The following is a 20,916-nucleotide window of genomic DNA, read 5'->3' on the forward strand; positions in this document are numbered from 1 at the left end:
GCTCAACACCATTTGTGGTCCACCAAGGTCTTTCCGTGTTCGATCGCGTACTCGAACTCGTGACGGAAATGCTTGGTGAAACTGCGAACCGGGAACACGGCGGCGTCGGCCAGCGCACAGATGGTGCGGCCCGCCATATTGTTGCCCACGGAATCCAGAAGCTCCAGATCGCCCGGACGGCCCTGGCCGTTGGCGATGCGATGGATCACGCGGTACAGCCAGCCGGTGCCTTCGCGGCACGGCGTGCACTGGCCGCAGGATTCTTCATGGTAGAAGTAGGCCAGACGCTCCAGCGCCTTGATCATGCACACGTCTTCGTTCATCACGATGACGGCGCCGGAACCCAGCATCGAGCCGGCTTTGGCGATGCTGTCGTAGTCCATCGTGCACTGCATCATGACGTCGGCGGGCAGGATGGGCGCGGACGAGCCGCCCGGGATCACCGCCTTGAGCTTTTTGCCGTCGCGCATGCCGCCGGCCATTTCCAGCAGTTCGGAGAACGGGGTGCCCAGCGGGATTTCGTAGTTGCCCGGACGGTTCACGTGGCCGGACACCGAGAACAGCTTGGTGCCGCCGTTGTTCGGCTTGCCCTTTTCCAGGAAGGGCTGCGCGCCGTCGCGGATGATGAAGGGCACCGAGGCGAACGATTCGGTGTTGTTGATGGTGGTCGGCTTGCCGTACAGGCCGAAGCTGGCCGGGAACGGCGGCTTGAAGCGCGGTTGGCCCTTCTTGCCTTCCAGCGATTCCAGCAGCGCGGTTTCCTCGCCGCAGATGTAGGCGCCGTAGCCGTGATGGGCGAACAGGTCGAAGTTGAAGCCGGAACCCAGGATGTTCTCGCCGAGGAGGCCCGCCTTGCGCGCTTCGTCCAGCGCTTCTTCGAAACGCTCGTACTCGGCGAAGATTTCACCGTGGATGTAGTTGTAGCCGGCCTTGGTGCCCATCGCGTAACCGGCGATGATCATGCCTTCGATCAGCGAATGCGGATTGAAGCGCAGGATGTCGCGGTCCTTGAAAGTGCCCGGCTCGCCCTCGTCGGTGTTGCACACCACGTATTTGTCGCCCGGGAAGGAGCGCGGCATGAAGCTCCACTTCAGGCCGGTGGGGAAACCCGCGCCGCCGCGGCCGCGCAGGCCGGAGTTCTTCACTTCGGCGATCACGTCTTCCTGGGCCATCTTGCTGTCCAGGATGCGGCGCAGCGCCTGGTAGCCGCCGCGCGCCTCGTAGGCGCTCAGTTGCCAGCAATTGGGATCGGAAGTGTCGACGCCATCGAAAATCACGCCATTGACGAAGATTGCCATTATTTCAGCTCCGCCAGTTTCTTATCGATTGCTTCGGGCGTCATGAAGCTGCACATCTTGTGGTTGTTGACCAGCAAGACCGGCGCGTCGCCACAGGCGCCCATGCACTCCCCTTCCAGCAAGGTGTACTTGCCGTCGGCGCTGGTTTCGCCGATGGCGACGCCCAGCTTCTTGGAGATGTACTCGGCGGCGTTGACGCCGCCGGACAAGGCACAGGGCAGGTTGGTGCAGACAGTGATCTTGTACTGCCCAACCGGCTTCATGTCGTACATATTGTAAAAGGTGGCGACTTCGTACGCGGCTACCGGCGGGATCTGCAGGTAGTTGGCGACGAACTCGATCACCTCGGTATTCAGGCAACGCTCCTCCGGAGCGGAGCCCGCTTCGCGACGTTCAGTCAGCGCGATGCGCAAGGCGCCCATCACCGCGGACCGTTTCTGGTCGGCGGGATATTTGGCGACTTCGCGATCGATTTTGGCTAGCGATTCAGCGGACAGCATCAGCGGTCAATCTCCCCAAACACGATATCCTGCGTACCGATGATGGCCACCACGTCGGCGATCATATGGCCCTTGGCCATCTCGTCCAGCGCCGCCAGGTGGGCGTAGCCGGGCGCGCGGATCTTCAGGCGGTACGGCTTGTTGGCGCCGTCGGACACCAGGTAGACGCCGAACTCGCCTTTCGGGTGTTCGGTGCCCACATAAGCCTCGCCCTCCGGCACGTGCATGCCTTCGGTAAACAGTTTGAAGTGGTGGATCAGGTCTTCCATATTGGCCTTCATGCCTTCGCGCGAAGGCGGCGCCACTTTATGGTTGTCGGTGATCACCGGGCCCGGGTTCTTGCGCAGCCATTCCACGCACTGGCGGATGATGCGGTTGGACTGACGCATTTCCTCGACGCGCACCAGATAGCGGTCGTAGCAATCGCCGTTGACGCCCACCGGGATGTCGAAATCCAGCTTGGAATACACATCGTAGGGCTGCTTCTTGCGCAAATCCCAGGCAATGCCGGAGCCGCGCAGCATCGGGCCGGTCAGGCCCAGGTTCAGCGCGCGCTCGGGCGTCACCACGCCGATGCCGACGGTGCGCTGTTTCCAGATGCGGTTGTCGGTCAGCAGGGTCTCGTACTCGTCCACATAGCCCGGGAAGCGCTGGGTGAACTCGTCGATGAAGTCCAGCAGCGAACCCTGGCGGCCTTCGTTGCGGCGGGCCAGTTCGCGGGCGTTCTTGATCTTGGAGACGGTGTACTGCGGCATGCTGTCCGGCAGATCGCGATACACGCCGCCGGGACGGAAGTAAGCCGCGTGCAGGCGCGCGCCGGACACCGCCTCATAGCAGTCCATCAGGTCTTCGCGTTCGCGGAAGGCGTACAGGAACACGGTCATCGCGCCGATGTCGAGGCCGTGCGCGCCAATCCACAGCAAGTGGTTCAGCAGACGGGTGATCTCGGCGAACATCACGCGGATGTATTGCGCGCGTTCGGGCACCTCGATGCCCAGCAGCTTCTCGATGGACAGGCAGTAAGCGTGCTCGTTGCACATCATGGACACGTAGTCGAGACGGTCCATATAAGGCAGCGACTGGATGAAGGTCTTGCTCTCGGCCAGCTTTTCGGTGCCGCGGTGCAGCAGGCCGATGTGCGGGTCCGCGCGCTGGACGACTTCGCCGTCCAGTTCCAGCACCAGGCGCAACACGCCGTGCGCGGCCGGGTGCTGCGGGCCGAAGTTGAGGGTGTAGTTACGGATTTCAGCCACCGTAGTTCTCCTCGCGAATGATGCGCGGCGTGATTTCGCGCGGCTCGATGGTCACCGGCTGATAGATCACGCGCTGTTGTGTCGGGTCGTAACGCATTTCCACGTGACCGGACAGCGGGAAGTCCTTGCGGAACGGATGGCCGACGAAACCGTAGTCGGTCAGGATGCGGCGCAGGTCGGGGTGGCCGTCGAAAACGATGCCGAACAGGTCGAACGCTTCGCGCTCGAACCAGTTGACGCCGCTCCAGACGCCGACGACCGAGTCGACCACCGGGAAGGCGTCGTCTTCGGCGAACACGCGCAGGCGGATGCGCTGATTGTGCTTGACCGACAACAGGTGGTAGACAACGGCGAAGCGCGGACCGTCCCATACCTCGTCGCGGTATGCGCTGTAGTCCACGCCGCACAAATCGATGCATTGCTCAAAAGACAGGTCGGCGTGGTCGCGCAGCGTGGTCGCCACGGCGATCAGATCCGCCGCCTTGCATACAATGGTCAGCTCTTCCAGAGCCAGCGTGCTTTGCACGAGCTTGTCGCCCAGCGCCTGCTGCACAGCCGACCCTAACGCTTCCATTTTCTTGGAGGCCATAAGTTTCTACCTTAGCGGGCGATGGTGTTGGTGCGTTTGATCTTGTTCTGCAGCTGAATGATGCCGTACAGCAAGGCCTCTGCAGTTGGCGGACAGCCGGGCACGTAGACGTCGACCGGCACGATGCGATCGCAGCCGCGCACGACTGAATAGGAATAATGATAATAGCCGCCGCCGTTGGCACAGGACCCCATCGAGATCACCCAGCGCGGCTCGGCCATCTGGTCGTAAACCTTGCGCAGGGCCGGAGCCATCTTGTTGCACAGCGTGCCGGCCACGATCATCAGATCGGACTGGCGCGGGCTGGGACGGAACACGATGCCGAAACGGTCCAGGTCGTAGCGCGCCGCGCCGGCGTGCATCATCTCGACCGCGCAACAGGCCAGACCAAAGGTCATCGGCCACAGCGAACCGGTTCGGGTGTAATTGATGAGCTTGTCAGCCGTCGTGGTGACAAACCCCTTCTCCAGAATACCTTCTACTCCCATTCCAGAGCTCCTTTTTTCCACATGTAGACGAAGCCCAGGGTCAATACGCCCAGGAACTCCACCATGACGCCCAGACCATAGGTCCCCAGCTCCTTCAACACCACCGCCCACGGCAGCAGGAAGGCGACCTCGAGGTCGAACAGGATGAAGAGGATGGCTATCAGATAATAGCGGACGTCAAACTTCATGCGGGCATCTTCGAAAGCCTCGAAGCCGCACTCATACGGAGACAGTTTCTCAGGATCGGGACGGTTGGGAGCCAGCAGTTTGCCCAATAAAATAGGGCCTACGCCGACCAACAGTCCGACCATGACAAACAGCAGAATGGGAAAGTAATTTTGCAGCATTTCCCGTACACCCCCACAAAAAAGGGGGTTACCCCCCTTGGCTCCAAATAAAACAGGCCACCGGAGTCCCGGTGGCCTGTTTTTGAATGGTGGTGCCGACAGTGAGACTCGAACTCACACAGCTTTCGCCACTACCCCCTCAAGATAGCGTGTCTACCAATTTCACCATGTCGGCACAGCAAGCTTTAATTGTTACTCCGGTATTTTCGATGTCGTACCCGAAGCTTTATCGCTAGGCACACCGGCCGGGATTTGCGGTGCAACCTGTTCAACCTTGGTCCCCATTACGCCCAAATCGCTTTTTCCGCCCCCAGACAGAAAAACCAGAGCAAGGGAAGTCGAGAAGAACACGGCCGCTGCGACAGCGGTTGTCCTACTCAAGAAATTCGCAGAACCAGACGCGCCGAACAAGCTACCGGAAGAGCCGCTACCGAAAGCCGCTCCCATGTCCGCGCCTTTGCCGTGCTGCATCAAAACCAGCACGATAATAGTCCCTGCAGACAGGATATTTACAATCCAGATAAGCGTCTTAATAAGTTCCATACTATATCAATTTTCCTGCGGCTTGGCAAATTGCCCTGAATGAACCGGCGTCCAGAGATGCCCCTCCAACAAGGGCTCCGTCGACATTTTCAGTCGCCAGAATCGCTTCGGCATTCTCTGCCTTGACACTGCCGCCGTAGAGGACGCGAATATTATCGGAGGCCTTGACGTTTTGCAAGCACCAATTTTTGATCGCGCCGTGGATTTCGGCGATTTGCGCCAGCGTCGCCACCTTGCCGGTGCCGATGGCCCAGACCGGTTCATAAGCCACAACGTATTCACCATGGTCTATCTCGGACAGAAGCGCAAGCTGATCTCTAATCACCTCCAACTGACGGCCCGCCTCGCGCTCGTCCAGCGTTTCCCCGACGCACAACACCGGCACCAGGCCGGCGGCGATGGCGGCGCGCATCTTCTTCAGTAGAACCGCGTTGCTCTCGCCAAAGTATTGGCGGCGCTCCGAGTGGCCCACCAGGGTGTAAGTGCAGCCGATGTCGGCCAGCATCGCGGCGCTGGTCTCGCCGGTGAAGGCGCCGTCCTGATCGAAGGCGCTGACGTCCTGCGCGCACAGGCGCAAGGCCTGACCGCGCAGCCGCTCGCCCAGGCCTGCCAGGTAGACCGCCGGAGCGGCCACGCCGACCCAGTCGCGGTTGCTCGTCTCGTCCGCCAGCAGCGCCTGCAGCAGCGTCTGCGCGCTGTCGGCGCGGGTATTCATCTTCCAGTTGCCAATCACCAGCTTGCCGGCCATCTCCGCCTCCCGCGATTCTTGAATATCCGCCGATTATATCCGCAGCCGCCATCTTGGCTCAAACCGGCATCCGGCGGATGTTGATTGTCCGCAAACGAAGCCGTTTCGACGACTTGTAATATTCCTGAAAAATTTCAGCCTTAGCATGCGCCCATCACCACGCACCTCATCCATTCTCAGGAGTAGGCATGAAACAGTCTGTTCGTCTGGCCGCATCGTTTGTACTGGGTTCCGTCTGCCTGTCCGGCGCGGCCGTGGCCGCCGACATCACCGGCGCGGGCGCCACCTTCCCGTACCCGCTGTACGCCAAATGGGCCGCCGCCTACAAGGCCGGCACCAATAATAATCTGAACTATCAATCCATCGGTTCCGGCGGCGGCATCAAGCAGATCCAGTCCAAGACCGTGGATTTCGGCGCGTCCGACATGCCGCTGAAGCCGGAAGAGCTGGAAAAATCCGGACTGACCCAATTCCCCACCGTGATCGGCGGCGTGGTGCCGGTGCTGAACGTGCCCGGCATCACCCCGGGACAAGTGAAGTTCACCGGCCCGCTGCTGGCCGACATCTACCTGGGCAAGGTGTCCAAGTGGAACGACCCGGCCATCGCCAAGCTGAACCCCGGCGTCAAGCTGCCGGACCTGCGCATCTCCGTGGTGCGTCGCTCCGACGGCTCCGGCACCACCTTCATCTTCACCAACTACCTGTCCAAGGTCTCTCCGGACTGGGCCAAGGAAGTGGGCTCCAACACCGCGGTCAGCTGGAAAGGCAACCCGGTGGGCGGCAAGGGCAATGAGGGCGTGGCCAACTACGTGACCCGCATCAAGGGCGCGATCGGCTACGTGGAATACGCCTACGCCAAGCAGAACAAGCTGGCCTTCGGCCTGATGCAGAACCAGGCCGGCAGCTTCGTCAAGCCGGACGAGTCCAGCTTCAAGGCCGCCGCCGCCAACGCCGACTGGAAAAAAGCGCCGGGCTTCTACCTGCTGCTGACCAACCAGCCGGGCAAGGACAGCTGGCCGATCGCCGGCGCCACCTTCATCCTGATGCACAAGAAGCAGGACAAGCCGGCGCAAGGCGGCGAGGTGCTGAAGTTCTTCGACTGGGCTTACAAGAACGGCGACAAGACCGCGCTGGATCTGGACTACATCCCGATGCCGGACGCGATCAAGGGCGTGATCCGCGCCAGCTGGAAGCAAATTGCCGACAACGGCGGCAAGCCGGTGTGGAACTGAGCCGCATACAATGCACGCAAGCGGCCGGGGACGCGCTCCCCGGCTTTTTGTCTGATAAATGAGCATGCATATGCAAAAGTTGAGCAATCCGCAGCAAATCAAAACCCAGTTATTGCTGGACAATCTGTTCCGCTGGGTCACCCGTTTTTTCGCCTTCCTGGTGCTGGCCTTGCTGGTGGGCATCCTGATTTCGCTGTTGATCGGCGCGCTGCCGAGCATCCACGCCTTCGGCTTCAAGTTTCTGGTCACCAGCGACTGGGACCCGGTCAATGAGCGGTTCGGCGCGCTGGTGCCCATCTTCGGCACCCTGGCCACCTCTTTCATCGCCTTGCTGATCGGCGTGCCGGTCAGCTTCGGCATCGCCCTGTTCCTGACCGAGCTGTGCCCCACCTGGCTGAAGCGGCCGCTGGGCATCGCGGTGGAACTGCTGGCCGGCATCCCGTCCATCATCTACGGCATGTGGGGCCTGTTCGTGTTCGCGCCCATCTTCGCCGACCACGTGCAGCCGCTGCTGATCGACACCCTGGGCGAGGTGCCGCTGCTGGGCGTGCTGTTCCAGGGCGCGCCGATGGGCATAGGCATTTTCACCGCCGGCCTGATCCTGGCCATCATGATCATTCCCTTCATCGCCTCGGTGATGCGCGACGTGTTCGAAGTGGTGCCGGTGATGCTGAAGGAGTCCGCCTACGGCCTGGGCTCCACCACCTGGGAAGTGGTGCGCTACGTGGTGCTGCCCTATACCAAGACCGGCGTGGTCGGCGGCATCATGCTGGGCCTGGGCCGCGCGCTGGGCGAGACCATGGCGGTGACCTTCGTCATCGGCAACTCCACCCGTTTCGCCGCCGGCCTGTTCGAGCCGGGCAATTCCATCGCCTCCTCGCTGGCCAATGAGTTCGCCGAGGCCAACGGCGAGCTGTATCTCTCCTCCCTGATTCAACTGGGCCTGATTCTGTTCTTCATCACCTTCGTGGTGCTGGCGTGTTCTAAACTGCTGTTGCTGCGCCTGAAGAAACAGGAAGGTCGTCCTTCCTGAGCATGAGAGACGCTAACCGCATGAGCCAAACCGTTATGACTTCCGCCCTGCGCCCGCCCCAGTCCGCCATCGCCGCCAAAGCCGACAGCAGCGTCTATCGCCGCCGCCGGCTGGTGAACCGCGTCAATATGGGCGCCTCGATGTTCACCATGGCCTTCGGGCTGTTCTGGCTGTTCTGGATTCTGACCACCCTGTTGCAGCACGGCCTGTCCGGGCTGAACTGGGAGGTGTTCACCTCCAGCACCCCGCCGCCGGGCAGCACCGGCGGCCTGGCCAACGCCATTTACGGCAGCCTGATGATGACCGGCTTCGGCACCTTGTTCGGCACGCCGATCGGCATTCTGGCCGGCATCTATCTGGCCGAGTTCGGCCAGCGCGGCTGGCTGGCGCCGGCCACTCGCTTCATCAACGACATCCTGCTGTCCGCGCCGTCCATCGTCATCGGCCTGTTCATCTACGAAGTCTACGTGGTGTCGGTCGGCCACTTTTCCGGCTGGGCCGGCTCCTTCGCGCTGGCCATCCTGGTGATTCCGGTGGTGGTGCGCACCACCGAGAACATGCTGCGCCTGGTGCCGGGCAGCCTGCGCGAAGCCGCGTCCGCGCTGGGCGCGCCGCAGTGGAAGGTCACTTTGCACGTCACCCTGCGCTCGGCCAAGGCCGGCGTGCTGACCGGCATCCTGCTGGCGGTGGCGCGCATTTCCGGCGAAACCGCGCCGCTGTTGTTCACCGCGCTGAACAACCAGTTCTTCAACAGCAATATGAACCAGCCGATGGCCAACCTGCCCATCGTGATCTTCCAGTTCGCGATGAGCCCGTACGAGGACTGGCACAAGCTGGCCTGGGCCGGCTCCCTCTTGATCACCTTCAGCGTGCTGACGCTGAATATCGTTGCCCGCTGGATGGGCAGCCAGAAAAACCAATCGCATTAAGGCTTGCAGACCATGGCTGAAATCCACTCCAAGCTTCAGGTCAAGAATCTGAACTTCTTTTACGGCAATTTCCACGCGCTGAAGAACATCCAGCTGGAAATCGCCTCGCGCAAGGTCACCGCCTTCATCGGCCCGTCCGGCTGCGGCAAGTCCACGCTGCTGCGCACCTTCAACCGCATGTACGAGCTCTACCCCGGCCTGCGCGCCGAGGGCGACATCCTGCTGGACGGCCACAACGTCCTGGGCCGCGACGTGGACGTCAACCTGCTGCGCGCCAAGGTGGGCATGGTGTTCCAGAAGCCCACCCCGTTCCCGATGTCCATCTACGACAACATCACCTTCGGCGTGAAGCTCTACGAAAAACTGTCCAAGGGCGAGATGGAGGACCGGGTGGAATGGGCGCTGCGCAAGGCCGCGCTGTGGGACGAGGTCAAGGACAAGCTCAAGCAGTCCGGCAACTCGCTGTCCGGCGGCCAGCAGCAGCGGCTGTGCATCGCGCGCGCGGTGGCGTCCAAGCCGGAAGTGCTGCTGCTGGACGAGCCCACTTCGGCGCTGGACCCGATTTCCACCGCCCACATCGAAGAGCTGATCCATGAGCTCAAAGAGGACTACACCATCGCCATCGTCACCCACAATATGCAGCAGGCGGCGCGGGTGTCGGACTACACCGCCTATATGTATCTGGGCGAATTGATCGAGTTCGGCGACACCGACTCCATCTTCACCACCCCGCAGAAGAAGGCCACCGAGGACTACATCACCGGCAAGTTCGGCTGATTCCGCCCCGGCTCGCAGACCGCCGTCATGACCGTTTCCGGCATGACGGCCGTTGGCGTTTCCACGCGGGCAAAAGCGCATGACGGCGGCAAAAAACGGCCTAAATCCGCCGTTCTCCCCGCCCGGTCTGTCAAGGCGATTCCGCATGCTTTTCCGGCAAATACGACACCATTTATTTTTTTTTTATAAGTACTTGACGGCATTGGCCTTGGACACAACAATCCCGCCTTTACGATACTGCGTGCACATTTCACCATGTTGGACCTGTTTTCCGGGCTTGAGACCCACGTCGCCATCACCTTGGTGCTTTCCCTGGGCTTCGTGCTCGCCTTTGAGTTCATCAACGGCTTCCATGACACCGCCAACGCGGTGGCAACCGTTATCTATACCCAATCGATGAAACCGCGTCTCGCGGTGTTCTATTCCGGCATTTTCAACTTCCTCGGCGTAATCACCGGCGGCCTCGCCGTCGCCTACGCCATCGTGCACCTGCTGCCGGTGGACCTGCTGATCTCGATCAACACCACCCGCGGCATGGCCATGGTGTTCGCGCTGTTGACCGCCGCCATCGCCTGGAACCTGGGCACGTGGTATTTCGGTCTGCCCGCTTCCAGCAGCCACACGCTGATCGGCGCCATTTTGGGCGTGGGCGTGGCCAATAGCCTGATCCACGGCACCTCGCTGTCCCACGGCATCAACTGGAGCAAGGCCATCGACGTCGGCGCCTCGCTGCTGGCCTCGCCCGTGGTGGGCGCCTTGCTCGCCGCGCTGATCGTCATTCTGCTGCGGCGCTACCGGCCTCACAGCAATGTGCACAAAACCCCCTACCAACGCCAGCAGGTGGAAGGCCGCAAGCATCCGCCGTTCTGGACCCGCTTCATGCTGATCGTGTCGTCCATGGGCGTCAGCTTCGCCCACGGCTCCAACGACGGCCAAAAAGGCGTGGGCCTGATCATGCTGGTGCTGATCGGCATCGTGCCGGCCAAATTCGTGCTGGATCTGGACAGCACGCCTTACCAGCTGGACCGCACCCGCGACGCCGCCATTCACCTGCAGAAGTTCTATGAACGCCATCAGGTGGAACTGAGCAAGATCATCGTGCCGTCCAAGGGCAGCAGCCAGTACGAGTGCCATCCGCTGGAAACCGGCGACACCGTCAAGCGCCTGCTGAGCACCATGGGCGACGGCGGCGACTACCACGCGCTGAGCTCGGAACAGCGTTGGAACGTGCGCACCGAGCTGCTGTGCCTGGACGACGCCGCCAAGAAGGCCTCCGCGCTGCCCAAGCTGTCCGCCGACGACAAGCAGATGCTGCAAAACCTGCGCAAGGATCTGACCACCACCACCGAATACGCGCCCACCTGGGTGATCGTCGCCGTGGCGCTGTCGCTGGGCATCGGCACCATGGTGGGCTGGCGCCGCGTGGTGAAGACCGTGGGCGAAGGCATAGGCAAGAAGGACATGACTTACGCCCAGGGCGTGTCGGCGCAGATGACCGCCGCCATCTCCATCGGCCTCGCCAGCCAGTTCGGCTTCCCGGTGTCCACCACCCAGGTGCTGTCCAGCGCCGTGGCCGGCACCATGGTGGCGGACAAGGCCGGCCTGCAGATGTCCACCATCCGCTCCATCGCGCTGGCCTGGCTGTTCACCCTGCCGGTGTCCATGCTGCTGGCGGGCGGGCTGTACTACGTGGCCTCGCTCTGGCTGTAATCAAGTCCGGTCACGGTCTTTCAGCCTCTGTTTAAGGCTGCCGGAAAAAAACAAAGCCACCGCATCGCGGTGGCTTTTTCTTTTGGCATTTCCGCCCGGAAAATTTTCGATTGACCTGGGTCAAGCTTTAAGCCCGGATTGCTTGTGCCAATATTTTATAAATTGCTAATATTTGCTCGCTTCATCATGGTTTCTCCTTTGTTGTTTGCAGCAATCCCTTTGCGCCTCAGCCCCCCAGCCGAGGCGCTTTTTTTTTGCCCGATTCATGGCGCACTCAAGCCTTGAGAAACTGCTCGCGCCCCGCCAGCCAACGGTCCAGATGAGCGTCCACCGCCTGCGGATGGCGCTCCAGCAGCAAGGGCGCCAGCTCGCGCGCCGCTTCCAGCAGTTCCAGATCCTCTTCCAGGTTGGCGAAACGCAGCATGGGCAGGCCGCTCTGACGCGCGCCCAGCAGTTCGCCGGGGCCGCGGATCAGCAAATCCTGGCGCGCGATCTCGAAACCGTCAACATTCTCGTAAATCACTTTCAAGCGCGCCTTGGCCAAGTCCGACAAGGGGTTGTCGAACATCAGCACGCACACGCTCTTGGCTCTGCCGCGCCCCACCCGGCCGCGCAATTGATGCAACTGGGCCAGGCCCATGCGTTCGGCGTGCTCGATCACCATCAGGCTGGCGTTGGGCACGTCCACGCCCACCTCGATCACCGTGGTGGCCACCAGCACTTGCAGCTCGTTGCGGGCGAAGGCCGCCATCACCGCCGCCTTTTCGTCCGCCTTCATCCGGCCGTGCACCAGGCCCACGCCCAAATGCGGCAGATCGGCGGTCAGTTGCTGGTAGGTGTCCACCGCGGTCTGCAATTGCAGGGTTTCCGATTCTTCGATCAGCGGGCACACCCAATAGGCCTGCTGCCCGTCGGCGCAGGTTTTGGCCACGTGGGCGACGATCTCCTCGCGGCGCGCGCTATTGATCAGCTTGGTGACGATGGGCGTGCGCCCCGGCGGCAATTCGTCTATCACCGACACGTCCAGGTCGGCGTAGAAACTCATCGCCAGCGTGCGCGGAATCGGCGTCGCCGACATCATCAGCTGATGCGGCTCGCCGCCCTTCTCTTTCAGCGCCAGCCGCTGGCCCACGCCGAAGCGATGCTGTTCGTCGACGATGACCAGGCCCAGGCGCTCAAAAGCCACCTCGTCCTGGAACAGCGCGTGAGTGCCCACCGCCAGCCGCGTGTCGCCGCTGGCGATGGCCGCCATCGCCTCCTGTTTCTGCTTCTTGCGCAGGCTGCCGGCCAGCCAGCGCACCGGGACGCCCAGCGGCTCCAGCCAGGCGGACAGCTTGAGGAAATGCTGCTCGGCCAGGATTTCGGTCGGCGCCATCAAGGCCACCTGGTAGCCGGATTCGATCGCGGTCAGCGCCGCCAGGGCCGCGACGATGGTCTTGCCGCTGCCCACATCGCCCTGCAGCAGCCGGTGCATCGGGTGCGGCTGGGTCAGGTCGGCGCGGACTTCCGCCAAGGCGCGTTGCTGCGCGCCGGTCAGCGTGAACGGCAGGCGCTCGGCCAAGGCCCGGCTCAAGGCGCCGTCGCCGCGCAAGGGCGGCGCGCGGCCCAGCCTGCGCGCGCGATAGGCCAGCCGCATCGACAGCTGCTGCGCCAGCAACTCGTCGAACTTGAGCCGCTGCCAGGCCGGCAGGGCCGGATCGGCCAGCTGGCCGGCGCTGTAGTCCGGCGTCGGCAGGTGCAGCAGGCGGATCGCCTCGGCGAACGGCGTCAGCCGCAACGGCGCGGCCAATTCCTCCGGCAGCGTCTCGCCCAGCGGCTGGCTGTCCAGCTCGGCGTGGATCAGCTTGCGCAGCGCCGGCTGGGTCAGGCCGTTGACCGTGGGATAGATGGGCGTCAGGCTGTCCGCCAGCGGCGCGCCGTTGCCCACTTCGCGGATCTTGGGATGCACCATCTCGTCGCCGGCGAAGCCGCGGCGGATCTCGCCCAGCGCGCGCACCCGGTTGCCGGTGGTGAATTGCTTGACCTGATTGGGGTAGAAATGAATGAAGCGCAGCACCAGGCTGCCGCTGGCGTCCTCGATGCGCGCCACCAGTTGGCGGCGCGGTCGGAACTGGATCTCATGGGCGATCACCTCGCCCTCCACCAGCACCGCCTGGCCGTAAGGCGCGTCGGCGATGGCGTACAGATGGGTCTCGTCCTCATAGCGCAGCGGCAGATGCAGGACCAGATCGAAACGGCGGCGTATGCCCAGCTTTTCCAGCTTCTTGGCCAGCGCCGGCGCCACGGCCGGCGGCTGATTGGCGGGGTCGATTAGGGAGCTCATCAGCAGCGATTGTACCCAATAAAGAAAAAGGCGGAAGCTGTTCGCGCTTCCGCCTTGCTCACGCGCGCCGCGTCGCGGCCCTTGCGCTTACTGGCGCTCCCACACCTGGGAACGGAAGAAGGGGCCGATGTAGCCGCGCACGCGCAGCTTCTTGCCGTCTTCGATCAGCTTGGCGCCGGAGGTGTAGATCTTGCCGGACTTGGGATCCAGGATTTTGCCGCTGCCCCACTCGGCGCCGTCCTTCTTCAGGCCCCACAGGATTTGCATGCCGTTAACCGGCTTGCCTTTGCGGTCCCCTTCGCACTTGTCGCACACCGCTTCCGGATTGGCGAACAGCTTGATGATCTTGCCGTTCAGCTCGCCGCCGGCGCTTTCCGTGATCTGCACCAGGGCCTTGGCCTGCTTGGTTTCGTCGTCTATCGTCTTCCAGACGCCGGCGGCGCTGTCGGCCAGCGCCATATGGCTGAACAGGCCCAGCGCGGACGCCAGGCAGGCGGCTTTGGCGAATTTGCTCATCTTGATTTCCTCGCGAATCGGACCGCGAGGCCGCGCCGCGAACGGGCGGCCGCAGCGGCCTTTTAATTATCTGAACGCCGCCCCGGAACCGCCGGCACGCCGAAAAGAAACGTTGGTTTGGAGCAGCGGCTCTAGGATGCCAACAGCCAATGCCGACGTCAAGAATGGAAACGAGGGACGATGCAACTCACAGGGAGATCTCGCCGCGGCCTATCCGCAACACCCGCCCGCCCACCAGGATATCGCCCGCGGCGTCCACTTGCAGATGCAGCACATTGGGCCGCGCCAGCGCCGCGCCCTGCTCCACCCGCCACTGCAAGGGCCCCAGACCGTTGAGCGCGCACCAGCCGCCCAGATTGGCGCAGGCCGAACCGGTGCCGGGATCTTCCAGCACCGCGCCCTGCTGTTCGAAAAACAGCCGCACAGTGGCGACGCCGCCGTCCTCATGCCACAGATAGGCGACGCTGCGCCCCGGCCTCAAGGTGGCGTCGCGCAACAGCAAGGCGTGCACGGGCCGGGCGCGCAGCACCGCGCCGGCGCTGGCGGCGCGGATCAGCAATTGTTCGCTGCCGGTGTCCAGCCATGTCGGCTCCAGCGCGATGTCCTCCTCGTCCAGCCCCAGCATCGCCGCGGCCTGGCCGCGGCTGAGGCCGGCGTCGCGCGCGCTTGGCGGATTCGCCCGCAAGGTGTAAACGCCGTCGCTGTGGAGGATGGGGATCAGGCCGGCGTTGGTGCGCAACTGAAAGCGGGAATCCAGTTCGCCGCGCCAGTGCAGCACCGCCGCCGCGCCCAGGGTGGGATGGCCGGCGAAGGGCAGCTCCTGGCTGGGCGTGAAGATGCGCAAGCGCGCCGCCGCTTCGCCGTCCGGAAACAGGAATACGGTTTCCGACAGATTCATCTGTCTGGCCAGGAGCTGCATCTCGCGCTCGTCCAGCCCGCTGGCGTCGGTGAACACCGCCAGCGGATTGCCGCCGAAGCGCTCCTCGGCGAACACATTGACCAATTCGAACGAATACCCGCTCATGCCCCCTCCTGGAATCGATGACACGCCGCCGCGGCCAGTTTCTCTTCCACGCCGGCCAAGCGCTCGGCCAGGGATTTCCTGGCCGGCGCCGCCGCCGCGGACTGCCGCAAGCGCCGTTGCTGAAGCTCCAGACCATGACAGCGGCGGCGCGCTTTGTCCAGTTCCCGCGCCTGCGCGCGTTCGTCGCGGCGTTGCTGCGCCTGGCGCCGCCTGGCCTCGCGCGCCTCGTCGGCGGCCCAGCGCCGGCCTTGGTCCTGGTGCTTGGCTGCCTCGCGGCGCTGGCGCTCGTCTTGCTCCACTACATTGAGCGGCGGCGGCTGGAAGGTTTCCGCCGCGCCGCCGTCGGCGCAAGCCCGATCGCTGTAGGCCAGCCGGCCGTCCGCGCTCCGACATTTGTAAACCTGGGCCCAGGCCAGGCCCGGCAGCAATAGCAATAGCGCGATCCGGACTCTCATGCGACCTCCACGGCTTAAGATGAGGAGTCCGGATAGTTAACATGAAAAAAGGCGGCCTGGGCCGCCTTGTGGTCTGACATTTGGAGCAGTTGGGCCGCTCAGAACCTGTTTACGATCTCGCGAGCTAAGGCGAGACAAGGCGAAAACGGCTGAAAAAGCGGAATGTACACACGGTACATGAGCATTTTGAAGACGTACTCACCGTGCCACGTCTCACGAAGCGCAGCAGATCGTAAGCAGGTTTAGAGTACCAGAACCGCTTCCGCTTCCACCAACACGCCCTTGGGCAGGCTGGCCACGCCGACGGCGGCGCGCGCCGGGAAGGGCTGGCTGAAGTACTGGCCCATGATTTCGTTGAAGGTGGCGAAATTGGACAGGTCGGTCAGATAGGCGTTGAGCTTGACGATCTGGTCCAGGCTGCCGCCGGCGGCTTCGCACACGGCCTTCATGTTCTTGAACACTTGATGGGTTTCAGCGGCGAAACCGCCTTCCACCACGTTCATGGTGGCCGGGTCCAGCGGGATCTGGCCGGACAGGTAAACGGTGTTGCCGGCTTTCACGGCTTGCGAGTAAGCGCCGATGGCGGCCGGAGCCTTGTCGGTGTGGATGATTTCCTTAGCCATTATTCATCTCCTTCTTTCAGGAACAGGGTTAATAAATCATTGAGGAAACGCTGGCCCTTGAGCGTGGGCCGCAACATCACGGCGTCGCGCGCGATCAGGCCTTGCGCCTCGGCTTGCGTCAAGGCGGATTGTATGACGGACAGCGGCAGGCCGGTGCGCTCTTGGAACAGGCGCAATTCGAAGCCTTCGGTCAGCCGCAGCAGATTCATCATGAATTCGAAGGGCAGTTCGCTCCGCCCCACCTTGCGGCTGTTTTGCAGGGGCTTGCCCTCGGCCACCGCCTGCAGGTAGGCGGCCGGCTGCTTGTAGCGCATCTGGCGGACGATGCCGGCATGGCTGCTGATCTTGCCGTGGGCGCCGGCGCCGATGCCGATATAGTCGCCGAACTGCCAGTAGTTGAGATTGTGGCGCGCGCGGCGGCCCGGCCGCGCGAAGGCCGAGGTCTCGTAATGTTCGAAGCCGGCGGCGGCGAGCCGGGCTTCTATCGCCTCCTGCATGTCGGCGGAGACTTCGTCGTCCGGCAGATTGCGCGGCGTCTCCACGGCGAACAGGGTGTTGGGTTCTATCGTCAGATGGTAGGCGGACAGATGGGTGATGCCGTAGGACAGCGCGGTGTCCAGATCGGCCAGCGCTTCGTCCAGGGTCTGCCCCGGCAGCGCGTACATCAGGTCCAGATTGACGTTGTCGAAGTGGCTCAGCGCGATGTCGATGGCGCGACGCGCTTCCTCGCCGTCGTGAATGCGGCCCAGCGCCTGCAAATGCGCCGGCTTGAAGCTCTGGATGCCGATGGACAGCCGGTTGATGCCGGCCTCGCGGTAGCCGCGGAAACGCTCGGCCTCGAAGGTGCCGGGATTGGCCTCCATGGTGATTTCCGCGTCCGGCTGCAGCCGCATGCGCGCGCGCACGCCGGCCAGCAGCGCGTCCATCGCCTGAGGCGAGAACAGGCTGGGGGTGCCGCCGCCCATGAAGATGCTGCTCAGCGGACGGCCCCAGACCTCGGGCAGGCTGAATTCCAGATCGCGCAGCAAGGCGTCGACATAGGCCATCTCGTCGAAGCCGCTCTTGGGCTCGTGCGAGTTGAAGTCGCAATACGGGCATTTGCGCACGCACCACGGGAAATGGATGTAGAGCGACAGCGGCGGCAGCTCTTTCAAGCCGACTTGACCGCCCAGCCCAAGCGCGGACAGCGAAATCTTGCTCACCTGCACGTCGCGGCTCCTTGCGGCTCCAGCCGCGCCGGCCGGGCGCTGAACGAAGGGACCCGCTTCATGCCAGCGCGCGCAGCTTGGCCAGCAGCGCTTGCAGCGCCTGGCCGCGGTGGCTGACGCGGTTTTTCTCCGCCGCGTCCATCTCCGCCACGCTACAGCCGTGCTGCGGCAGCCAGAAATGCGGGTCGTAGCCGAAGCCGCCGGCGCCGGCCGCCTCGTCGCGCACTTCGCCGAACCACATGCCGTCCGCCACCAGCGGCTGCGGATCGTCGGCGTGGCGCACCAAGACCAGCACGCAGTAATACCAGGCGCGGCGATTGGCCTCGCCCTGCAGCGCCGCCACCAGCTTGGCGTTGTTGGCGGCGTCGGACTTGGGTTCGCCGGCGTAGCGGGCCGAGTACACGCCCGGCGCGCCGGACAGCGCCTCGACGCAGATGCCGGAGTCGTCGGCCAACGCGGGCAAGCCGCTCACGCGGCTGGCGTGACGCGCTTTTTCCAGCGCGTTTTCCAGGAAGGTGTGGTGCGGTTCCGGGCATTCCGGCACTTGCAGTTCCACCTGCGGAATCACTTGTATGCCCAGCGGCGCCATCAGCGCGGCGAATTCCTTCAACTTGCCGGCGTTGTTGCTGGCCATCACTAATTTGTCGAACATGAGAACTCCATCGAATGCGACGCAGCCCCGACGATGCCGGGGCTGCGGAATATCTATTAAAGACAAGCTTAACGGCTGACCTTCACTTCCGTCCACATCCGCGCCAGCGAGCGCCGCTCCGCCGGCGTCAGTTCGCGCAACACCGTCCATTTTTTCACGGTGTCCGGCGTCGGATCGATCACCGGATGGCTTTTCAAATCCGCGCGGAAAAAGGGCGCGGCGGTCTTGACCGGATTGGTGGCGCCGTTGAGATTGGTCAATTGAGCGGCGTTCTTGCCGTCCAGCATGAAGTTGATGAACTGATGCGCCAGGTCCGGGCGTTTGGCGCTGGCCAGCACCGCCATGGTGTCCACGCCCAGCTCATTGCCTTCCTTCTGCGCCACATTGGCGATGCGGAAGCGGCGCTTGGCCTGGCGCGCGTCCTCGGCGGCCTGGAAGAACTCGGTGGAGTAGCCCAGCGACACCCAGATATTGCCCACCGCCAGCTCTTTCAGATAACTGGCGTTGGAGAAGGTGGCCCAGTAGGGCTTGGCCTGCTTGATCACCGCCTGCGCCGCGCGATAATCGGCCTGGCTGGCGGTGTTGGGGTTCTTGCCCAGGTAGAACAGCGCGGCGGCGAACACCTCGCGCGAGCTGTCCAGCACCGTCACCTTGCCCTTGATCTTTTGCAGCACCTTGGGATCGAAGATCACCGACCAGCTGTGCGGGTCGATGCCCAGTTTCTGCAGACGCTCCGCGTTGTAGCCGACCGAAGTCAGCGACAGCACCGTGGGCACGGTGTAGCGGTTGCCCGGATCGTAGCTTTGGGACAAATAGGCCGGGTCGACATTCTTCAGGTTCGGCAATTTGGCGTGATCCAGCGGCCGCAGCAGCTTCTGCTTGCTCATCGCCTCGATCACGAAGCTGGACGGAAACACCATATCGTAGCCCTTGGCCCCGGCCGCCAGCTTGGCCAGCATTTCCTCATTGTCGCCGTAGTAATTCTGCACCACGCGGCAATCACAGCTTTTCTCGAACTGGCGGAGGATGGCGTCCGACAAGGAGCCGCTCCAGTTATAGATGTGCAAGACGTCCTTGGGTCCGGCCCAGACGGCGGACGACAGGATGGAGGACAATAGGACAAGCTTCAGCGGTTTCAATTCAGATTCACCTCCAGACGGCCATGACCAGCATGGCGAACAGAAAAGGCGGCAAGCCGCCATGGCGGGCTCCCCCTTGGGAAGTCCCGCGACTTGGAACCTGTTCACGATCCGCAGCGCTTCGCGGGAGCTGACGCGGCGTCGAGACGCTCTTGCGCCACGCGCGGCTTCCGCCTTGTCTCGCGCTTGCTCCTTGGATCGTCAACACGTTCTTAATATGGCGGCGTCGGGCCCTGCCTCAGCAAGAACAGCGCTCTCGCCTTGCTACAGCAGACCCCGGCGCCGCGAATCCGTTCCTGGCCGCGGCGGCCAGGCGGTTTATTCTGTTGATTCCGCGCGGCGGGCGGCGCCCAGCGTCGCTTCCAAGGCCTGTTGCAGCAGACGCTCGTCGGCGCCGTCCAGCAGTTTGGCGTCGGACAGCATGCGCCGCCAGTTTCTCGCGCCGGGAATGCCCTGGAACAGGCCCAGGATGTGGCGGGCGATATTGCGCGTCTTGTGGCCCTCGGCCAGGCGCGCCGCCACATAGGGCATCATCGCGGCCACCACCTGTTCACGCTCCGGCGCGGCGCCGGCGCCGTAGTAGCGCTGGTCCCAATCGGCCATCAGCCAGGGATTGTGGTAGGCCTCGCGCCCCACCATCACGCCGTCCACATGACGCAGATGCTCGTCGATCTCGGCCGGATTCTTGACGCCGCCGTTGATCAGGATTTCCAGATCCGGGCGTTCCCGCTTCAGCCGGTAGACGTAATCGTACTTCAGGGGCGGGATTTCGCGGTTTTCCTTGGGGCTCAGGCCCTTGAGGATGGCGTTGCGCGCATGGACGATGAAGGTGCGGCAGCCGGCGTCCGCCACTTGCTCGACGAAGTCGCGCAGGTAATCGTAATGCTCGATGCGATCGATGCCGATACGGTGCTTGACCGTCACGTCGATGGACACCGCGTCGCGCATCGCCTTGACGCAGTCGGCCACCAATTGCGGCTCGGCCATCAGACAGGCGCCGAAAGCGCCCTTTTGCACGCGCTCCGACGGGCAGCCCACGTTCAGATTGACTTCGTCGTAGCCCCATTCCGCCGCCAGCTTGGCGCAACGCGCCAGCTCCGCCGGCTCGCTGCCGCCCAGTTGCAGCGCCAGCGGGTGCTCCGCCTCGTCAAAACGCAGATGGCGTTCGACGTCGCCGTGCAGCAGCGCGCCGGTGGTGACCATCTCGGTGTAGAGCCAGGTATGCCGGGTGATCTGACGCGCGAAATAGCGGTAGTGACGGTCGGTCCAATCCAGCATCGGCGCCACCGACAGCCGGCGCGACGGCAGGCCGCCGCTCTCCTGAACCCTAGAATGCTTCACTCCGCTGTCCTGCATCGTATCCCTATCCACCCGAAAGCCAATCACCGCTCAGCGTCGGCGGCCAGCCGGCCCGCCATCGCGCTAAGCGTTTGAAAAAAGGCATGAATTATCCTCCCGTAGCCGATCCAGGGTCAAGCATTGAGACAAAAACGCCGAGCAATCAAGTAGATGCGTCGCACAGCCCCAGG

General features: G+C 63.3%; 22 protein-coding genes and 1 tRNA gene. 5 read left to right on the forward strand and 18 right to left on the reverse strand.

What is annotated here, in order from left to right:
• Window positions 1-2: 2 nt before the first annotated feature.
• From nuoF to tpiA, 9 genes are all read right to left on the reverse strand, one after another.
• Window positions 3-1,298: an NADH-quinone oxidoreductase subunit NuoF gene (gene nuoF / locus ACODSD_RS14940; protein ID WP_205467332.1), complete on the reverse strand. Its 1,296-nt coding sequence runs from the start codon at window positions 1,296-1,298 to the stop codon at window positions 3-5.
• Window positions 1,298-1,798, reverse strand: coding sequence for an NADH-quinone oxidoreductase subunit NuoE (gene nuoE, locus ACODSD_RS14945; RefSeq protein ID WP_107800402.1), 501 nt, complete (start codon window positions 1,796-1,798; stop codon window positions 1,298-1,300). The genes nuoF and nuoE overlap by 1 nt, the downstream gene beginning before the upstream one ends.
• Window positions 1,798-3,051 (reverse strand): NADH-quinone oxidoreductase subunit D, encoded by a 1,254-nt coding sequence (locus ACODSD_RS14950; protein WP_107800403.1) that lies wholly within the window; start codon window positions 3,049-3,051, stop codon window positions 1,798-1,800. Before ACODSD_RS14950 ends, nuoE begins: the two co-directional genes overlap by 1 nt.
• Complete coding sequence (locus ACODSD_RS14955; protein WP_107800404.1) at window positions 3,044-3,640, reverse strand: NADH-quinone oxidoreductase subunit C; 597 nt, start codon at window positions 3,638-3,640, stop codon at window positions 3,044-3,046. Before ACODSD_RS14955 ends, ACODSD_RS14950 begins: the two co-directional genes overlap by 8 nt.
• An 11-nt stretch (window positions 3,641-3,651) precedes the next feature.
• Window positions 3,652-4,128, reverse strand: a complete 477-nt coding sequence (locus ACODSD_RS14960; protein WP_019103471.1) for a NuoB/complex I 20 kDa subunit family protein — start codon at window positions 4,126-4,128, stop codon at window positions 3,652-3,654.
• The gene (locus ACODSD_RS14965) at window positions 4,119-4,475 is read right to left on the reverse strand and encodes an NADH-quinone oxidoreductase subunit A (RefSeq protein ID WP_019103472.1); all 357 of its coding nucleotides are present in this window, start codon (window positions 4,473-4,475) and stop codon (window positions 4,119-4,121) included. Before ACODSD_RS14965 ends, ACODSD_RS14960 begins: the two co-directional genes overlap by 10 nt.
• A gap of 90 nt (window positions 4,476-4,565) precedes the next feature.
• Window positions 4,566-4,650: transfer RNA gene (locus ACODSD_RS14970), tRNA-Leu, on the reverse strand.
• A gap of 17 nt (window positions 4,651-4,667) precedes the next feature.
• Complete coding sequence (gene secG, locus ACODSD_RS14975) at window positions 4,668-5,018, reverse strand: preprotein translocase subunit SecG (protein ID WP_227104753.1); 351 nt, start codon at window positions 5,016-5,018, stop codon at window positions 4,668-4,670.
• Between the two features lies 1 nt (window position 5,019).
• Window positions 5,020-5,766, reverse strand: coding sequence for a triose-phosphate isomerase (tpiA, locus tag ACODSD_RS14980; protein ID WP_488877695.1), 747 nt, complete (start codon window positions 5,764-5,766; stop codon window positions 5,020-5,022).
• A 188-nt stretch (window positions 5,767-5,954) separates the two neighbouring features.
• Here tpiA and pstS point away from each other — a divergent pair, with 188 nt between their 5' ends.
• From pstS to ACODSD_RS15005, 5 genes are all read left to right on the forward strand, one after another.
• Entirely contained in the window at window positions 5,955-6,998 is a 1,044-nt protein-coding gene (pstS, locus tag ACODSD_RS14985; RefSeq protein ID WP_107800407.1) for a phosphate ABC transporter substrate-binding protein PstS, read from the forward strand.
• 70 nt (window positions 6,999-7,068) lie between these two features.
• Complete coding sequence (gene pstC / locus ACODSD_RS14990) at window positions 7,069-8,031, forward strand: phosphate ABC transporter permease subunit PstC (RefSeq protein ID WP_107800408.1); 963 nt, start codon at window positions 7,069-7,071, stop codon at window positions 8,029-8,031.
• 35 nt (window positions 8,032-8,066) lie between these two features.
• Complete coding sequence (pstA, locus tag ACODSD_RS14995; protein ID WP_227108605.1) at window positions 8,067-8,960, forward strand: phosphate ABC transporter permease PstA; 894 nt, start codon at window positions 8,067-8,069, stop codon at window positions 8,958-8,960.
• A gap of 12 nt (window positions 8,961-8,972) precedes the next feature.
• Window positions 8,973-9,737, forward strand: coding sequence for a phosphate ABC transporter ATP-binding protein PstB (gene pstB / locus ACODSD_RS15000; RefSeq protein ID WP_043590752.1), 765 nt, complete (start codon window positions 8,973-8,975; stop codon window positions 9,735-9,737).
• Between the two features lie 255 nt (window positions 9,738-9,992).
• Window positions 9,993-11,447 carry an inorganic phosphate transporter gene (locus ACODSD_RS15005; RefSeq protein WP_107800410.1) on the forward strand — a complete coding sequence of 485 codons (1,455 nt, stop codon included), beginning with the start codon at window positions 9,993-9,995 and terminating at the stop codon, window positions 11,445-11,447.
• A gap of 274 nt (window positions 11,448-11,721) precedes the next feature.
• On the opposite strand, the gene recG is transcribed toward ACODSD_RS15005, so the two are convergent.
• From recG to dusA, 9 genes are all read right to left on the reverse strand, one after another.
• A complete protein-coding gene (gene recG, locus ACODSD_RS15010) occupies window positions 11,722-13,770 on the reverse strand; it encodes an ATP-dependent DNA helicase RecG (RefSeq protein WP_488877696.1) in 2,049 nt (682 codons plus the stop codon).
• Between the two features lie 87 nt (window positions 13,771-13,857).
• Window positions 13,858-14,286 carry a DUF2147 domain-containing protein gene (locus ACODSD_RS15015; protein WP_227104759.1) on the reverse strand — a complete coding sequence of 143 codons (429 nt, stop codon included), beginning with the start codon at window positions 14,284-14,286 and terminating at the stop codon, window positions 13,858-13,860.
• A 187-nt stretch (window positions 14,287-14,473) separates the two neighbouring features.
• The gene (locus ACODSD_RS15020; protein WP_488877697.1) at window positions 14,474-15,310 is read right to left on the reverse strand and encodes a PhzF family phenazine biosynthesis protein; all 837 of its coding nucleotides are present in this window, start codon (window positions 15,308-15,310) and stop codon (window positions 14,474-14,476) included.
• On the reverse strand, window positions 15,307-15,765 hold the full coding sequence (locus tag ACODSD_RS15025; protein WP_488877698.1) for a DUF4124 domain-containing protein: 459 nt from the start codon (window positions 15,763-15,765) through the stop codon (window positions 15,307-15,309). The genes ACODSD_RS15020 and ACODSD_RS15025 overlap by 4 nt, the downstream gene beginning before the upstream one ends.
• 242 nt (window positions 15,766-16,007) lie before the next feature.
• Window positions 16,008-16,388, reverse strand: a complete 381-nt coding sequence (locus tag ACODSD_RS15030) for a RidA family protein (RefSeq protein WP_043642167.1) — start codon at window positions 16,386-16,388, stop codon at window positions 16,008-16,010.
• Entirely contained in the window at window positions 16,388-17,596 is a 1,209-nt protein-coding gene (hemW, locus tag ACODSD_RS15035; RefSeq protein ID WP_227104765.1) for a radical SAM family heme chaperone HemW, read from the reverse strand. Before hemW ends, ACODSD_RS15030 begins: the two co-directional genes overlap by 1 nt.
• 58 nt (window positions 17,597-17,654) lie before the next feature.
• Window positions 17,655-18,248 (reverse strand): RdgB/HAM1 family non-canonical purine NTP pyrophosphatase, encoded by a 594-nt coding sequence (rdgB, locus tag ACODSD_RS15040; protein ID WP_107800416.1) that lies wholly within the window; start codon window positions 18,246-18,248, stop codon window positions 17,655-17,657.
• A 68-nt stretch (window positions 18,249-18,316) separates the two neighbouring features.
• Window positions 18,317-19,387 (reverse strand): ABC transporter substrate-binding protein, encoded by a 1,071-nt coding sequence (locus ACODSD_RS15045; protein ID WP_107800417.1) that lies wholly within the window; start codon window positions 19,385-19,387, stop codon window positions 18,317-18,319.
• 318 nt (window positions 19,388-19,705) lie between these two features.
• The gene (gene dusA / locus ACODSD_RS15050) at window positions 19,706-20,728 is read right to left on the reverse strand and encodes a tRNA dihydrouridine(20/20a) synthase DusA (protein ID WP_371926204.1); all 1,023 of its coding nucleotides are present in this window, start codon (window positions 20,726-20,728) and stop codon (window positions 19,706-19,708) included.
• Window positions 20,729-20,916 lie beyond the last annotated feature (188 nt).

The sequence above is a fragment of the Chromobacterium sp. FG22 genome (assembly GCF_057809415.1).

What these genes read in the sequence shown, in the direction of transcription:
- ACODSD_RS14955 (WP_107800404.1), bottom strand. Translation starts at nt 3,640, where the DNA reads ATGGCCTCCAAGAAAATGGAAGCGTTAGGGTCGGCTGTGCAGCAGGCG.
- pstB (WP_043590752.1), top strand. Translation starts at nt 8,973, where the DNA reads ATGGCTGAAATCCACTCCAAGCTTCAGGTCAAGAATCTGAACTTCTTT.
- ACODSD_RS15005 (WP_107800410.1), top strand. Translation starts at nt 9,993, where the DNA reads ATGTTGGACCTGTTTTCCGGGCTTGAGACCCACGTCGCCATCACCTTG.
- nuoF (WP_205467332.1), bottom strand. Translation starts at nt 1,298, where the DNA reads ATGGCAATCTTCGTCAATGGCGTGATTTTCGATGGCGTCGACACTTCC.
- rdgB (WP_107800416.1), bottom strand. Translation starts at nt 18,248, where the DNA reads ATGTTCGACAAATTAGTGATGGCCAGCAACAACGCCGGCAAGTTGAAG.
- ACODSD_RS15025 (WP_488877698.1), bottom strand. Translation starts at nt 15,765, where the DNA reads ATGAGAGTCCGGATCGCGCTATTGCTATTGCTGCCGGGCCTGGCCTGG.
- ACODSD_RS15030 (WP_043642167.1), bottom strand. Translation starts at nt 16,388, where the DNA reads ATGGCTAAGGAAATCATCCACACCGACAAGGCTCCGGCCGCCATCGGC.
- pstC (WP_107800408.1), top strand. Translation starts at nt 7,069, where the DNA reads ATGCAAAAGTTGAGCAATCCGCAGCAAATCAAAACCCAGTTATTGCTG.
- secG (WP_227104753.1), bottom strand. Translation starts at nt 5,018, where the DNA reads ATGGAACTTATTAAGACGCTTATCTGGATTGTAAATATCCTGTCTGCA.
- nuoE (WP_107800402.1), bottom strand. Translation starts at nt 1,798, where the DNA reads ATGCTGTCCGCTGAATCGCTAGCCAAAATCGATCGCGAAGTCGCCAAA.
- ACODSD_RS14965 (WP_019103472.1), bottom strand. Translation starts at nt 4,475, where the DNA reads ATGCTGCAAAATTACTTTCCCATTCTGCTGTTTGTCATGGTCGGACTG.
- ACODSD_RS14960 (WP_019103471.1), bottom strand. Translation starts at nt 4,128, where the DNA reads ATGGGAGTAGAAGGTATTCTGGAGAAGGGGTTTGTCACCACGACGGCT.
- recG (WP_488877696.1), bottom strand. Translation starts at nt 13,770, where the DNA reads ATGAGCTCCCTAATCGACCCCGCCAATCAGCCGCCGGCCGTGGCGCCG.
- ACODSD_RS15015 (WP_227104759.1), bottom strand. Translation starts at nt 14,286, where the DNA reads ATGAGCAAATTCGCCAAAGCCGCCTGCCTGGCGTCCGCGCTGGGCCTG.
- ACODSD_RS15020 (WP_488877697.1), bottom strand. Translation starts at nt 15,310, where the DNA reads ATGAGCGGGTATTCGTTCGAATTGGTCAATGTGTTCGCCGAGGAGCGC.
- pstA (WP_227108605.1), top strand. Translation starts at nt 8,067, where the DNA reads ATGACTTCCGCCCTGCGCCCGCCCCAGTCCGCCATCGCCGCCAAAGCC.
- pstS (WP_107800407.1), top strand. Translation starts at nt 5,955, where the DNA reads ATGAAACAGTCTGTTCGTCTGGCCGCATCGTTTGTACTGGGTTCCGTC.
- tpiA (WP_488877695.1), bottom strand. Translation starts at nt 5,766, where the DNA reads ATGGCCGGCAAGCTGGTGATTGGCAACTGGAAGATGAATACCCGCGCC.